We start from the raw sequence: 14234 nt of genomic DNA, 5'->3' as shown, positions 1-14234 counted from the left end.
CAGAGCTGAATAGCACCCTTACCGCCCATTTCAATGCACACGCCACGGTATTTATTTCACTCGCAAACGTTTGCTTTTACCAACCGGTCAGATAAAATGCCCGCTTTTCCACCGTGGGATTGCCGCCGATGTCTGCGAACGCCATTGAGTCTCAGGATGCGCAACCGATTGCGCCTATTCAGCATAACAGTGAATTAATTTACCGCCTCGAAGACCGTCCGCCATTGGCGCAGACCCTCTTCGCCGCCTGCCAGCATCTGCTGGCGATGTTTGTCGCGGTGATCACCCCCGCTCTGCTGATTTGTCAGGCGCTGGGTTTACCGGCACAGGACACGCAACACATCATCAGCATGTCTCTTTTTGCCTCTGGCGTGGCATCAATTATCCAGATAAAAGCCTGGGGCCCGGTGGGTTCCGGCCTGCTCTCCATTCAGGGCACCAGCTTTAACTTTGTTGCACCGTTAATCATGGGTGGCACAGCCCTCAAGACCGGTGGCGCAGATGTCCCCACCATGATGGCGGCGCTTTTCGGCACGCTGATGCTGGCAAGCTGTACAGAGATGGTAATCTCACGCGTACTGCATCTGGCGCGTCGTGTTATCACGCCGCTGGTTTCTGGCGTGGTCGTCATGATTATCGGGCTGTCATTAATTCAGGTGGGCCTGACGTCCATCGGTGGCGGTTACGCAGCCATGAGCGACAATACCTTCGGCGCACCCAAGAATTTGCTTTTAGCGGGGGTCGTGCTGGCCATCATTATTCTGCTCAACCGTCAGCGTAACCCGTATCTACGCGTGGCTTCCCTGGTGATCGCCATGGCCGCCGGATATCTGATGGCATGGGCGCTGGGCATGTTGCCGGAAAACATCGCCCCCACCAGCAGTCCGATGATTATGGTGCCAACGCCGCTGTACTATGGTTTGGGCATCGACTGGAACCTGCTGCTTCCGCTGATGCTGGTCTTTATGATCACGTCTCTGGAAACCATCGGTGATATCACCGCAACGTCAGACGTTTCAGAACAACCGGTTTCTGGCCCGGTTTATATGAAGCGCCTGAAAGGCGGCGTACTGGCGAACGGTCTGAATTCATTCGTCTCTGCGGTGTTCAATACCTTCCCGAACTCCTGCTTCGGCCAGAACAACGGTGTGATCCAGCTGACCGGCGTGGCCAGCCGCTATGTAGGCTTTGTTGTTGCGCTGATGCTGATCGTGCTCGGCCTGTTCCCGGCGGTGAGTGGCTTTGTGCAGCACATTCCGGAACCGGTTCTGGGTGGTGCCACGCTGGTGATGTTCGGTACCATCGCGGCATCTGGCGTGCGCATCGTGTCGCGCGAGCCGCTGAACCGCCGCGCAATCATGATTATCGCGCTGTCTCTGGCCGTCGGCCTGGGAGTGTCTCAGCAGCCGCTGATTTTGCAGTTCGCACCAGACTGGGTGAAAAACCTGCTCTCCTCCGGCATCGCTGCGGGCGGTATCACAGCCATTGTATTGAACCTCGTTTTCCCGCCCGAAAAGAACTGATCGACAACACAGCAGGCATGAATCGCCTGCCGTGAAATCTAAATACACCATTCCCGCCTTGAGGATTGCGTATAAATCGTGCATAACTCCTCTATGTGCGTTTGACGGGATGGAAGACCATGAAATTTATTGGAAAGCTGCTCATCTGGATCCTGATTGCGGTACTGATCGTAATTCTGGCTCTCTATATTCTGGTGCAAACCCGCTGGGGCGCGGCTCAGGTGAGCAGTTGGGTCACGGTGAATACCGATTACGAGCTCAATTTCGACCTGATGGATCACCGCTTTTCATCGCCTTCACATATCCTTCTCGAAAACGTCACCTTTGGTCGTGATGGCAAACCCGCGACATTGGTCTCAAAGACTGTCGATATTGGCCTAAGCAGCCGCCAAATCACCGATCCACTGCACATGGACACCATCACGTTGCGCGATGGCACCCTAAATCTCTCGCCACAAACCGCGCCGCTCCCCTTCCAGGCCGATCGTCTGCAATTGAATAATATGGCGTTTAACAGCCCCAACACCGAATGGGATCTGAGCGCGCAAAAAGTCACTGGCGGCGTCAGCCCATGGCAGCCAGAAGCGGGGAACGTGCTGGGTAAAAAAGCGCATATTCAGATGAGCGCCGGATCGCTCACCCTCAACGGCGTTCCCGCCAGCAACGTGCTCATTCAGGGCGAACTCAACGGTAAAGAAGTGGTTCTGAGCACCATTGGCGCGGATATGGCGCGCGGATCGCTCACCGGTACCGCACGGCGCAACGCCGATGGCGGTTGGGTCATCGACACTCTGCGGCTCAACGATATTCGCCTGCAAAGCGACAAATCGCTTCTGGATCTCTTTGCACCGATCACCACGCTGCCGTCGTTACAGGTGGGTCGTCTCGACATCACCGATGCGCGTCTGCAAGGCCCGGACTGGGCGGTCACCGATCTCGATTTAAGTCTGCGTAATCTGACGGTGAGCAAAGGCGACTGGCAGACGCAGGAAGGGCGTTTATCGATGAACGCCAGCGAATTCATTTACGGTTCGCTGCATCTTTTCGACCCGATTCTGAATGCGGAATTCGCCCCGCAAGGGATCGCGTTGCGTCAGTTCACTTCCCGCTGGGAAGGCGGCATGGTCCGCACGTCCGGCAACTGGCTGCGTAACGGTAAAGCGTTGGTGCTGGATGATGTCGCCGTTGCCGGGCTGGAATACACCCTGCCACAGAACTGGAAAACATTGTGGATGGAGCCGCTCCCGGAATGGCTCAACGCAGTGACCCTGAAAAAATTCGGCCTGAGCCGAAATCTGGTGATTGATATCGACCCCGCGTTCCCATGGCAAATCACCTCGCTTGACGGCTACGGTGCAAATTTACGTCTGGCGAAAGATCGCCAGTGGGGCGTGTGGGGCGGCAACGCCACGTTGAATGGTGCAGCGGCGACGTTTAACCGCGTGGATGTGCGTCGCCCGTCGCTGGCACTCGCAGCCGACGCCTCAGCGGTGAACATTACGGAGTTGAGTGCATTCACCGAGAAAGGGATTCTGGAAGCGACAGCGGCGGTCTCACAGTTGCCGCAACGCCAGACCACCGTGAGCCTGAATGGGCGCGGCGTACCCTTTAAGATTTTGCAACAGTGGGGCTGGCCTGAGTTACCGATTACGGGTGACGGCAACGTGCAACTCACCGCCAGCGGCAGCATTCAGGCGAAAGCGCCGCTAAAACCCACGGTGAACGGTAAGCTGAGCGCGGTGAATATGGATAAACAGAAGGTGGAACAGACGATGACGCGGGGCCAGGTGAGTACGACGTCGCAGCCGACTGTTACACCCTCACCCCAGCCCTCTCCCTGAGGGAGAGGGAGAAAACCGGAGCCAGCCGTCGCACTTGTTTCAGCGGAAACCGCACTGAACGATTCTCTCCCCCAGACTGGTATCGGAGGAAAAGCAGCACCAAACGATTCTCTCACCTGACTGGGACCGAGGGAAAAGCAGCACCAAACGATTCCCTCACCCTGACTAGGATCGAGGGAAAAGCAGCACCAAACGATTCCCTCACCCTGACTGGGATCGGGGGGAAACCCGAACCCAATTACGGCGTCTCTGTGCATCAATCCGCACCGAACTATTCCCTCTCCCTGAGGGAGAGGGTGAGGGTGAGGGCAATGAGAAAACGCAGCACTACAGCGTAACAACCACCTCATTCCCCTGGGCGCTCACCACCACGCCCCACTCGCTTCCAGCCTGAGAACCGCCCGTCACGCCGCTTATCCGCTGCACGTTACGCAGACAAATCGACCAGTTCAGCGCTTTGCCCTCAGCGCTAAACGTCACTTTGTCACCAATACGAGATGCCACCAGCGTAAACACTACCGAGCCGTCCGCCGCAGGTACTTCGCTTCTCGCCGTACACCCGTCCGCCAGACTAAACAGCTGGAATTGTGTCCCTTCGCTCCACGCATAATCAGGTTTCTGGCGATTGTTGCCGAGCGCCAGCAAGGTATTTTCGCGCACATAAACAGGCAGGCTCTGGAAGTCGTGCTGCTGCGTATGCCAGCGACTGCCCTGCACTTCGTCGTTATGCCACAGATGCGTCCAGCGGCCTTCCGGCAGATAAAACTGTACATCGCCCGCTGAAGTAAAGACCGGCGCAACCGCGATGGAATCACCCAGCATGTACTGGCGATCGAGATAATCGCACGCCGGATCGTCCGGGAATTCCAGCATCATCGCGCGTAGCATCGGCGTACCACACTCGCGGGCCAGCGCCGCCTGGCGGTACAGGTACGGCATCATCCGGCATTTCATCTGCGTGAAATGGCGCACCACATCACACGACTCGTCATCGTACGCCCACGGCACACGATAGGATTTACTCCCGTGCAGGCGGCTGTGACTCGACAACAGCCCGAACGCACACCAGCGCTTATAGACATCCGCCGGTGCCGTGTTTTCAAACCCGCCAATATCATGACTCCAGAAGCCAAAGCCCGACAGGCCGATAGACAGCCCACCGCGCAGGCTTTCCGCCATCGATTCATAGTTGGCATAGCAGTCGCCGCCCCAGTGCACCGGGAATTTCTGCGCACCGACGGATGCGGAACGCGCAAACAGGACCGCCTCTTCTTCGCCCACGGTCTCTTTCAGCACGTTCCACACCAGCTCGTTATAGATATAGGCGTAATGGTTGTGCATTTTCTGCGGATCGGAACCGTCATGCCACAGCACATCGGTCGGGATGCGTTCACCAAAGTCCGTCTTGAAGCAATCGACGCCGATATCCACCAGGCCTTTCAGCTTGTCGGCGTACCATTTGCAGGCGTCTGGATTTGTAAAATCGTAAATCGCCAGCCCCGGCTGCCACTTATCCCACTGCCACACCGAGCCGTCCGGGCGCTTCAGCAAATAGCCCTTTTGTTTCAGTTCCTGGAACACCGGTGATTTCTGGCCGATATACGGGTTAATCCACACGCAGACTTTCAGCCCTTTGTCCTTGAGACGGCGAATCATCCCTTCGGGATCGGGGAACGTCACCGGGTCCCACTCAAAATCGCACCACTGGAACGCCTTCATCCAGAAGCAGTCGAAATGGAACACGTGCAGCGGCAGGTCGCGCTCGGCCATACCGTCGATAAAGCTGTTCACCGTCGTTTCGTCATAATTCGTCGTAAACGACGTGGTGAGCCACAGGCCAAACGACCAGGCCGGCGGCAACGCGGGACGACCAGTAAACTGCGTATAGCGATCCAGCACCGCTTTCGGCGTCGGCCCGTCGATCACGAAATATTCCAGATATTCGCCTTCAACGCTGAACTGCACTTTCGAGACTTTTTCGGAACCCACTTCAAACGACACGTTCTCCGGATGATTCACCAGCACGCCGTAGCCGCGATTGGTGAGATAGAACGGGATATTTTTATACGACTGTTCAGTGCTGGTGCCGCCGTCGCGGTTCCAGGTTTCGACGTTCTGGCCGTTACGCACCAGCGCCGTGAAACGCTCGCCAAGACCGTACACCGCTTCGCCCACGCCCAAATCCAGACGCTCAAACACATAATTGCGCTCGGTGTTGCCGTCCTGCACATAACCGTTATTTTTGAGCTGACTGCCGGTGATCCGCTGCCCTTCACGCAGGAAATCCAGCGCCCAGGATTCGCCTTTGGTCACCCGCGCGCTGATGCTTCCGCTTTTCAGCTCGGCAAATTCTGCGTTGTTCTCGATCTGCACGTTTACGTCTTTCAGAACATTGAGCGGATAATGCGGGCCGTTATCCAGCGCGCCCTGGAAATGCTCGATGCGCACGCCGACGATCCCTTCCTGCGGAGCAAACAGGCGCACCGTAAACATCAAGGTATCGAGCTGCCAGGTGCGCTCGCGCACGTCACGCGGCGCCACATACACCACCAGGTCGTAGCCCTGCTGCTCCACGTCAAACACCTGTACAGGATACGTCACGTTCAGACCCGGCTGAATGAGCCAGTTTCCATCACTGATTTTCATCTTTCGTCCTCTTAGTTCTGCAATTCTTTGCTGACCGGCACGCTGTCAAATTCCTGCTGGTTGCGCCGCGCGCCTTGCGCCAGCTCGCCCATGATTTTGGTCAGGAAGGGGGTTTTCAGGGTGTAATAGCGTTTGGCGACAATCGCGCTCAGCACGTAGCACAGCGCTGGCGCCAGCGTGAACAGACCGATGATGATGTTGAGGGTGGCGCCGTTTTGCGTTTTGGCTGCGGCATCGTAACCGCCTCCAGCAAGCATCCAGCCGATCAACGCGCCACCCAGCGCCAGTCCCAGCTTCAGCACGAACAGCGTCCCGGCAAAGCTGATGCCGGTGAGGCGTTTACCGGTGGTCCACTCGCCGTAATCAACGGTGTCGGACATCATCACCCACTGAATTGGCGTCACCAGTTGATGCAGCACGCCAATCACGAAGATAAAGCTGAACATCATTACCGTGGCGTGCATCGGCACGAAGAACATCGCCACGCTCGCCACTGCCAGCAGGGCATTGGTCCACCAGAAGACGCTGACTTTGCATTTCCAGTCGGTGAGCGGCTTAGCCAGCGCGGAGCCGATGAGGTTGCCGACGCAATAGGTGGTGAGGAACGCGACGAAGATTTCCGGCGAGCCGATAATCCAGGTGCAGTAATACATCATCGCCCCGCCGCGCACGCACACCGCGAGAATGTTGAGAATGGTGAGCACGCCCACGATACGCCACTGGTCGTTTTGCCAAATATCACGCAGGTCTTCGCGCATGGACGTGGTGCTCGGCGGCACCTGGATACGCTCTTTGGTGGTAAAGAAACAGAACGCCAGCATCAGGAAGGCCACCACCGACAGCACGGCGATCCCGCCCTGGAAGCCCAGAGCCTTATCGTCGCCGCCAATCAGATTCACCAGCGGCATCATCAGCACCGTTGAGAGCATGCCGCCCGCGGTCGCCAGCACAAAGCGCCAGGATTGCAGGGAGATGCGCTGCGTCGGGTCGTTAGTAATGACGCCGCCGAGCGCGCAATAAGGGATATTGACCACGGTATAAAGCAGCGTCAGCAGCGTGTAGGTGATGGCAGCGTAGATCATTTTGCCGTTCAGGCTGAGATCTGGCGTGGTGTAAGCCAGCACGCAAACCAGGCCAAACGGGATCGCGCCAAACAAAATCCACGGACGGAATTTACCCCAGCGGCTGCGGGTACGGTCGGCCAGCAGGCCCATACAGGGGTCCGAAATCGCATCCAGCGCGCGCGCCAGCAGGAACATAGTGCCGACAAACCCGGCAGGGATACCGAAAATATCGGTATAGAAAAACATCATATACAACATGACGTTATCAAAAATGATATGGCTGGCGGCATCTCCCATGCCGTAGCCAATCTTTTCCTTAACATACAAGACTTCGCTCTTCATTGTTTTAATCCTTTGACGCTGTAGGGGCGCTGAGACCGGTTACAGACGTTGTAAACTATCCCTGATAGAGCAGGTATTCTGTTTTCTGGTTAATAACTTACGATTCTTCTTTTTTGTGATCGCGTTAAAACTCGCCGCACGCAAAGATAACCTGAGGATTTTCTTAAGATTTAAGGTAAACGAATTAATGCAGATCAAAAGAGACGTGAAAAAGATGTGCGAAAGGATGGGGTAAACGATTGAAAGTAGCTATACTGCGCTCCGCCTCCATGTAGCAATCGAGGCGCGGAAGATCGTCATCTCCGGTGAGGTGGCTGGATTTCAAATCCAGTTGGGGACGCCAGCGTTCCCGGGCAGGTTCGACTCCTGTGATCTTCCGCCAAAATAACTCTAAATTTCATTTACTGCTCTCTTTAAAAGAATAAAATCATCATGGCTTTTGGTGTTGTGATAATTGAATTATTTTAAGGAATAAAATGAACAAAATATTTGAAATGGAATATAAAGATATAATAATGACGGCAGCAGTAATTATTGGTCCAATTCTTGCCGTTCAAGCACAAAAAATTATTGAGCAATTTAGAGAGCGAAAACGTAGTCGTTTATCAGTTTTTAGAGTCTTAATGTCGACTAGAGCTCAAAGACTAAATCGAGAGCATGTACAAGCTTTAAATATGATAGATATTGAATTTTATGGTAGGAAAATTCCTTTCTTAAAAATCAGATATCAAACAAAAAAAGAGCAAGCTATAACACATGCTTGGAAAAGTTATAATAACCATCTAAGTAAGGTTCATGATTATCCTGACATAAACATATGGATCTCTAAATCAGATGATTTGTTCACTGAGTTATTATATGCTCTTTCCCAAGCGATGAATTATGACTTTGATAAAGTACAGTTGCAAAGAGATTGTTACCGACCCATTGCTCATGGTGATTTAGAAACTACACAGGCCAATATTATTAAAGGGCTTGAGAAAGTATTCTCCGGGGAAAATGCTTTGCCTATGTATATAACAAATTTTCCCGAAAATATCCCAAACGAAGGCGAAACCCCATCAGATGAACCATCCGATTTGGATGCTAATGTTCGCTAGTTAATTAAGCTTTAGGTTCGATTCCTTTTAGTCGCAAAGCCTCTCTTGCCAGCTCTTTCAACCAGCTGGCAAGACTCACCCCTTCCTCAGCAGCTACAGCATCCAACTGTTCTTTCAATGCCGGATCAATACGCATTTTAAACTGCGGAGACTGTCCGCCGCCTTTTGGTTTTTTTTCGCGCGATATGATTGACATGGGGCCACCTATCCAACTAATCTAAACATAATTAGGAGGCCACTTAATCCTCCTTTTAAGCAACGCTTCGATGTGCAGGAACACAAACGAAGCGTCTAACCTCACCAACTATCAAGGAGTTGATTATGGCTGATTCGCATTCTACCCCAGACGCCGCAGAAACCGGAACTGAGCGCACGATAATTGTGGGATATCGCCCGCAAGCTCTCGATAAATCCACGCCGAATATCATGCTTTCCGGCAAATGGCTGCGCGCCGCAGGGTTTGAAACCGGGCAACAGGTGACGGTCAAAGTCATGAACGGGTGCATCGTTCTGCTGGCTTACAACGAGCAGGAACAGCGGTTGCTGGGTGAATTAAAACAGGCGCAGGCGAAATTGAAAGGGATTGAGGGGGCGCTAGTCGGGATTCATTAAGGACGGCGCGGGCTTTTTCCCTTATCCCAACCCTCTCCCCGAAAGGGAGAGGGAAACGATCGCGCACGTCTTGTTGGTTGGCCGTTCTCAACGCCCGCTTTGTATAAACCCCATATGGTGACAAAATTCCACGCTCTGCGATTTTTGCTCGTTAACATCTACCTCATTCGCGTCAACATGGTAAAAGGCATATTTCAGCAATAATTCCCCTACATCTTTCCGCGGATTGCATCGTCGATAAAGGCATTTCGATACTTTTTCATCGACGGCTAAAAGCCATAAATTATTCCGGCGTTATCTAAAGCAATCGCGACCTGTAAGTTGGGAGGATAAGCGTTGAGCAATAACGGGCGCAATACCGCGATACCGCCGTCATGTAAAAGTGATCCATAGCGTGAACGGAGGATTCCCAGACTACGACGAGACGTCTGTATTGTGAAAGGATTGCAGTTTCTATTTTCATGATGGGATCATGCTGATGCAAAGGTTTTAAAGCTAGCGAGAACCATCACTAGGCCATCATTTCCCTTTCCCCCAACGAGATCCAAATATTTTCCGCACGATTTCGCATAAAACTTTTTTGTAAGAAGAGTATGAATCAATCTCAACCACAAAAAGTATAAGGAAATCATCATGTCTGTCCCCGCTTATTTATGGCTTTACAATAAATCAGGCAGTCTCATCCAGGGCGGTAATCAGGTTCTTGGGCGTAAGGGCGCAATAGAAATGCAGAGTTTTAATCATGGGTTACATATCCCCTACGATCATAACTTTGGTCGGCTCACCGGAACTCGTGTTCATGATCAATTGAGTATTTCTAAAGAGTTTGATAAAGCAACACCGTATCTTTATCGTGCTGTATCAACAGGAGAACCACTTCAGAAAGCAATAATTAAATGGTATCGAATTAACGAGACGGGTATTGAAGAAGAGTTTATGCATTTTATTCTCGACAATGTGAAAATTGTCGCTGTGACACCCGTAATGCATAATTTTAAAAGTACATCTGGACTAAATAACAATCCTACTGAGTCGATATCTTTAGCCTATGAGAAAATCACTTGGTTATATCTTGACGGAAATATCCAATTCTCAGATTCATGGAATCAGAGGATGACAGCGTGATTCATTGTAATGTCGACTTTAATAACCTTTATGATGAAGGGCGTGTTGCACGCATTGATGTAGGGGGTGTTGGTTCATTTCCTGTATTCAGTGGCCTTGGCGAGTTAGCAAATAAATCCGAATGTTCATACCTGGCAAATGCAGCCGTTCCACCTGGTAGCTATTGGATTGTCGACAGACCATCTGGGGGTGCGCGGTCAAGTGCTGAAACATGGTTGAAACATGCCTTCACGGGGAATAATTATTACGACTGGTTTGCACTTTTTCGCAAAGATGGCGTTATTGATGATGTTATGCGATTTGATATAGGTACTTTCCATTACAACCGCAAACATTTTCGGCTTCACCCTCCCCGCCCCGACGGTTCAGGAATCAGTGAAGGTTGTATAACGTTCTTTCGTAGTACGGATTTTTACACGGTAAGAGCTGCACTTTTGCGAGCACATAAACATAGAATTCTTGGAGGAAATGAGTTGTGGGCTTACGGTGATATCACTGTGATCGGTAATACCGATGGGGCTTGCAATGTCCAAACGCGCTAAATGGCTACTGCGGACTTTCACTTTCCTGGTGATGATGTATCTTCTCTTAGTAAGTGGAATATTTTATCCGTTGGCTCAACGCCTGCAAATCCCCTTTGCCAGCTTTATGAATTATTTTAATTTTGGCGATCCCGTACTTTTTACAGATTATTACTCGGACAATCTCGAACACATCTGGTTATATATTTATGTATCTATGAATATTTTTTCGGGAGTCACTCTTGTCACATTTTTCGAATTCTTAGTTAAACTTGCAAAAAAGAATGGTTGAGGCCGTCTCTGCGGGCTTTTCCCCTTCCCCCACCCCTCTCCCGCCGGGAGAGGGAATCACATACTCAAACCCGCACCTCCAGCACCGCATACACTCCGTCTTTCGGCACCACCACGGTGACGTTTTCCGGCGGCACACCTGCCGCGATATGAATGTCCTGCAACTGCTGTAGCGAGCGCGGGAAGATGGGTGCCCAGCCGATGCAGCGGAGGATAAAATCAATCTGCGGGCTGGTCGTGAGCATATTCGACACAATCACCGCCCCACCGGGTTTAACCAGCCGCAGAGCGCGCTGCAGGAAAATCACTGCGTCGGCATCGTTGAAATATTCGAAAATCCCCAGCGCATCCACCAGTTCGGCCTGATGCTCGCCCAGCTCGAGCAGCAGATCGTCGTTGCGGATAAATTGATGAAGCAGATGGCGATTCAGCAGCGTCAGCTGCTCACCCACGTTTAACCCCTCCTGCGCCGCCATTGTCTCGGCCCACCGTAAGGCGACAGGGTCGTTATCCACGAGCGTAAGATGTACTTTTTGCCCATCCAGTTTTGCGGTGCGCAGCGCCTCCAGCACCGGGATAGCCGCGCCGCTCGCCAGGCTTATCCAATCGCTTTCGATATCGTTATGGATGTATTTTTCGACCAGTGCAGCCAGCACCTGCGCGCGGGAGCGTACGCCGATGGCATCATTGGCGTGAATAAACCACTGGCGGCTTTCGCTGTCCATTTTGGTGCCTTCCGGCAGCCGTTCTTCCAGCGGATTTTGCACCACAAACAGCGCTAACGCCCTGGGGACAAGTCGTGCGCGCCAGGCCGCCATCGCCGGACGCGTGCGATACGCCTGTTCAGACCAGGCATGCCGCGGAGTCAGCATTGGTAACCCATTCTCGCCTTCCTCAAGCAGCGGCGGCAAGAGCTCGGGGTTAGCCTTCATGGCCTGATTCAGCGCGTTAATCTCTCTGACAACGTCGTCTTTCATCGGCCATTGATCGCTAATATCGGGAAATGACGCGCTAAAAATCGTCATGTTTTTCGGCGCGTCACCGCGAAAAGGTTGCCAGTTCATCTCGTTATCTCCCGTTCGACCCTAAACGGAAGTCTATCTACGCGCCGCGCCATTGCCCTACGAAAAAAGCACGAAATGACGCCGCGCGTTATGCTACTGCTTCACCCACACCAGTTGGTCGACGCGGAACCCCAGGCCGCGAGCGATGCTCACGTAATCCTGCTTCACAGCGTCCGGAATGGTCGGCGTGCGCGACAAAATCCACAGATAGTCGCGGTTCGGCCCGCTTACCAGCGCATATTGGTACTCATCATCCAGCGCGATCACGTTATAGCCGCCATAGAAAGGCCCGAAGAAAGAAACTTTCAGCGCGGCGGTGGTCGGCTCACCGGTGAAATACGCTTTACCTTCGCTCTCGTTCCATTTGTTTTTCACCGGATCGTAGCCCCGGTTGAGCACGCTTATTCCGCCGTCGCTGCGCTTACCGTACGTGGCAGTGACCTGCTCAAGCCCGCGCTCAAAGCGGTTTTCCAGACGGGCAACTTCATACCATTTGCCCAGATAGCGCCCGGCATCAAAGTGGGTGATAGGCTTAACGCCTTTCGGTGGCGTCGGGGATTGGCAGGCAACCAGCGTCAAGGCGATCGCAACGCCTGTCAAAACGGGCCATAGCTTCATGTGAACTCCTTTCATATGCTCGTGGGAGATATACCCAAAATAATTCGAGTTGCAGGAAGGCGGCGACACAGTGAGTCAAAAACTTGACTGGAGAAAACGAGTAATGCCAACGCCCCTGCAACGTGAAGTATGACGGGTATAAGTGTAGTGCACGCATCAGGCTCTTCATTCAGCCGACGAATATTCGTAGTATATTGAGACTAATCTTTCTGATCGGACGTATCCATGTCTTACTCCATCGGCGAATTCGCCAGACTTTGCGGAATCAACGCCACCACGCTTCGGGCATGGCAGAGCCGCTATGGTCTGCTGAAACCGCTGCGCACCGATGGCGGGCATCGGCTTTACAGCGATGACGATGTGCAACAGGCGCTCAAAATTCTCGACTGGGTGAAAAAAGGCGTGCCCGTCAGTCAGGTCAAACCGCTGCTGGCGCGCCCTGGCGTGCGACGGACCAACAACTGGGTCACATTGCAGGAGTCGATGCTCCAGCGGCTCAGAGAAGGCAAAATCGAATCATTGCGCCAGCTGATTTACGATGCGGGCCGTGAATATCCGCGCCCGGAACTGGTGACGCAAGTCCTGCGGCCGCTGCGCAGTTCTGTCTCGGCCAACACACCGACCATGATGACGCTGCGCGAGGTGCTGGACGGCATTATTATTTCCTACACCTCGTTTTGTCTGGAAGGCGATCGCAAAGCGCGCGGCGATAATTTCCTGCTGACCGGCTGGCACCTCACCGACCCGTGTGAAATCTGGCTCGAAGCGCTCAAGCGCACCGGCCAGGGCCATCGTATCGATGTGCTTCCACTTTCGCCTGCGGCGCTGGCACCTGAAATGTTTCCCGAACGCCAATGGCTGCTGATCACCAGTGGCAAATTAACCATTGCACGTAAAAAACAAATAGAGAAATGGCGCGAACAGGTTAATTTCCTCGAGGTCGTCACCTTGTAAAAATAACGGACGTACCAGTTATCACGGAAAGTTGAATATTATTTTTCCCGTAGAGTGCTAAATTTTTTCCTGTTATTTTCATCTGACAGGATTTCAACATGAATAAGATTTCTGGCCTTATTGTTCTCTCTTCTCTGGCATTCATTCCGGCGGCGTTTAGCGCCCCGGTCGGCACGTTGAGCGTGCACATTCTTAATCAGCAGACCGGGTTACCCTCACCTGACGTCACCGTAACGCTGGAAAAACAGCAGCAGAACAGCTGGACCACGCTGGCAAGCGCGAAAACCGACCCTGACGGACGCATCAAATCGCTTTATCCGCAGGAGCAGGATATGCAGCCTGGGGTTTACAAAGTGACGTTCAAAACCAGCGAATACTTCCGCAGCCAAAAGCTGGATTCATTCTTCCCGGAAATCCCGGTGCAATTCACCGTCACCCGCACCAATGAAAAGCTGCATATCCCTCTGCTGCTGAGCCAGTACGGCTACTCCACTTACAAAGGAAGCTAAACAATTTGTGGCGTTTAAACCAAA

14 protein-coding genes and 1 tRNA gene are annotated in these 14234 nt (G+C 52.8%); 10 read left to right on the top strand and 5 right to left on the bottom strand.

Features of this window, described 5'->3' with window-relative positions:
* The first annotated feature begins 128 nt into the window (after positions 1-128).
* Positions 129-1523, top strand: coding sequence for a nucleobase:cation symporter-2 family protein (locus I6L74_RS09100; protein WP_059180508.1), 1395 nt, complete (start codon positions 129-131; stop codon positions 1521-1523).
* A gap of 119 nt (positions 1524-1642) precedes the next feature.
* Positions 1643-3364: an AsmA family protein gene (locus tag I6L74_RS09095; RefSeq protein ID WP_059180509.1), complete on the top strand. Its 1722-nt coding sequence runs from the start codon at positions 1643-1645 to the stop codon at positions 3362-3364.
* A 327-nt stretch (positions 3365-3691) separates the two neighbouring features.
* Here I6L74_RS09095 and yicI read toward each other — a convergent pair whose 3' ends face one another.
* Positions 3692-6010 carry an alpha-xylosidase gene (gene yicI, locus I6L74_RS09090; RefSeq protein ID WP_059180510.1) on the bottom strand — a complete coding sequence of 773 codons (2319 nt, stop codon included), beginning with the start codon at positions 6008-6010 and terminating at the stop codon, positions 3692-3694.
* 11 nt (positions 6011-6021) lie between these two features.
* Positions 6022-7416 carry a glycoside-pentoside-hexuronide family transporter gene (locus I6L74_RS09085; RefSeq protein WP_059180511.1) on the bottom strand — a complete coding sequence of 465 codons (1395 nt, stop codon included), beginning with the start codon at positions 7414-7416 and terminating at the stop codon, positions 6022-6024.
* Positions 7417-7703: 287 nt separating this feature from the next.
* On the opposite strand from I6L74_RS09085, the gene I6L74_RS09080 reads away from it, so the two are divergent.
* Positions 7704-7798 (top strand) — tRNA-Sec (locus I6L74_RS09080).
* A 94-nt stretch (positions 7799-7892) separates the two neighbouring features.
* Positions 7893-8516, top strand: a complete 624-nt coding sequence (locus tag I6L74_RS09075) for a DUF6680 family protein (protein ID WP_059180512.1) — start codon at positions 7893-7895, stop codon at positions 8514-8516.
* Positions 8517-8520: 4 nt separating this feature from the next.
* Here the strand turns inward: I6L74_RS09075 and I6L74_RS09070 are convergent, their stop codons facing one another.
* Positions 8521-8712: a toxin-antitoxin system HicB family antitoxin gene (locus I6L74_RS09070; protein WP_059180513.1), complete on the bottom strand. Its 192-nt coding sequence runs from the start codon at positions 8710-8712 to the stop codon at positions 8521-8523.
* A gap of 125 nt (positions 8713-8837) precedes the next feature.
* Between I6L74_RS09070 and I6L74_RS09065 the strand changes: the two genes are divergently transcribed.
* From I6L74_RS09065 to I6L74_RS09050, 4 genes are all read left to right on the top strand, one after another.
* Positions 8838-9128 (top strand): SymE family type I addiction module toxin, encoded by a 291-nt coding sequence (locus I6L74_RS09065; protein ID WP_059180514.1) that lies wholly within the window; start codon positions 8838-8840, stop codon positions 9126-9128.
* A gap of 633 nt (positions 9129-9761) precedes the next feature.
* Positions 9762-10253: an Hcp family type VI secretion system effector gene (locus I6L74_RS09060; RefSeq protein WP_059180515.1), complete on the top strand. Its 492-nt coding sequence runs from the start codon at positions 9762-9764 to the stop codon at positions 10251-10253.
* Positions 10250-10795 carry a DUF2778 domain-containing protein gene (locus tag I6L74_RS09055; RefSeq protein ID WP_082691951.1) on the top strand — a complete coding sequence of 182 codons (546 nt, stop codon included), beginning with the start codon at positions 10250-10252 and terminating at the stop codon, positions 10793-10795. The genes I6L74_RS09060 and I6L74_RS09055 overlap by 4 nt, the downstream gene beginning before the upstream one ends.
* Positions 10779-11066, top strand: a complete 288-nt coding sequence (locus tag I6L74_RS09050; protein ID WP_059180516.1) for a hypothetical protein — start codon at positions 10779-10781, stop codon at positions 11064-11066. The genes I6L74_RS09055 and I6L74_RS09050 overlap by 17 nt, the downstream gene beginning before the upstream one ends.
* Positions 11067-11130: 64 nt before the next feature.
* Here the strand turns inward: I6L74_RS09050 and I6L74_RS09045 are convergent, their stop codons facing one another.
* Positions 11131-12129 carry a class I SAM-dependent methyltransferase gene (locus I6L74_RS09045; protein ID WP_059180517.1) on the bottom strand — a complete coding sequence of 333 codons (999 nt, stop codon included), beginning with the start codon at positions 12127-12129 and terminating at the stop codon, positions 11131-11133.
* A 93-nt stretch (positions 12130-12222) separates the two neighbouring features.
* On the bottom strand, positions 12223-12747 hold the full coding sequence (locus I6L74_RS09040) for a lipocalin family protein (RefSeq protein ID WP_059180518.1): 525 nt from the start codon (positions 12745-12747) through the stop codon (positions 12223-12225).
* 225 nt (positions 12748-12972) lie between these two features.
* On the opposite strand from I6L74_RS09040, the gene I6L74_RS09035 reads away from it, so the two are divergent.
* Positions 12973-13701 carry a MerR family transcriptional regulator gene (locus I6L74_RS09035; protein ID WP_059180519.1) on the top strand — a complete coding sequence of 243 codons (729 nt, stop codon included), beginning with the start codon at positions 12973-12975 and terminating at the stop codon, positions 13699-13701.
* Positions 13702-13799: 98 nt separating this feature from the next.
* The gene (gene uraH / locus I6L74_RS09030; protein ID WP_059180520.1) at positions 13800-14210 is read left to right on the top strand and encodes a hydroxyisourate hydrolase; all 411 of its coding nucleotides are present in this window, start codon (positions 13800-13802) and stop codon (positions 14208-14210) included.
* Positions 14211-14234: the final 24 nt, after the last annotated feature.

Source organism: Lelliottia amnigena (assembly GCF_019047465.1).
In the GTDB taxonomy this organism is placed as follows: Bacteria; Pseudomonadota; Gammaproteobacteria; order Enterobacterales; family Enterobacteriaceae; genus Enterobacter; species Enterobacter amnigenus.
Note: the sequence above shows the minus strand (reverse complement) of the source record. Positions and strands in the feature narration are given on the sequence as shown.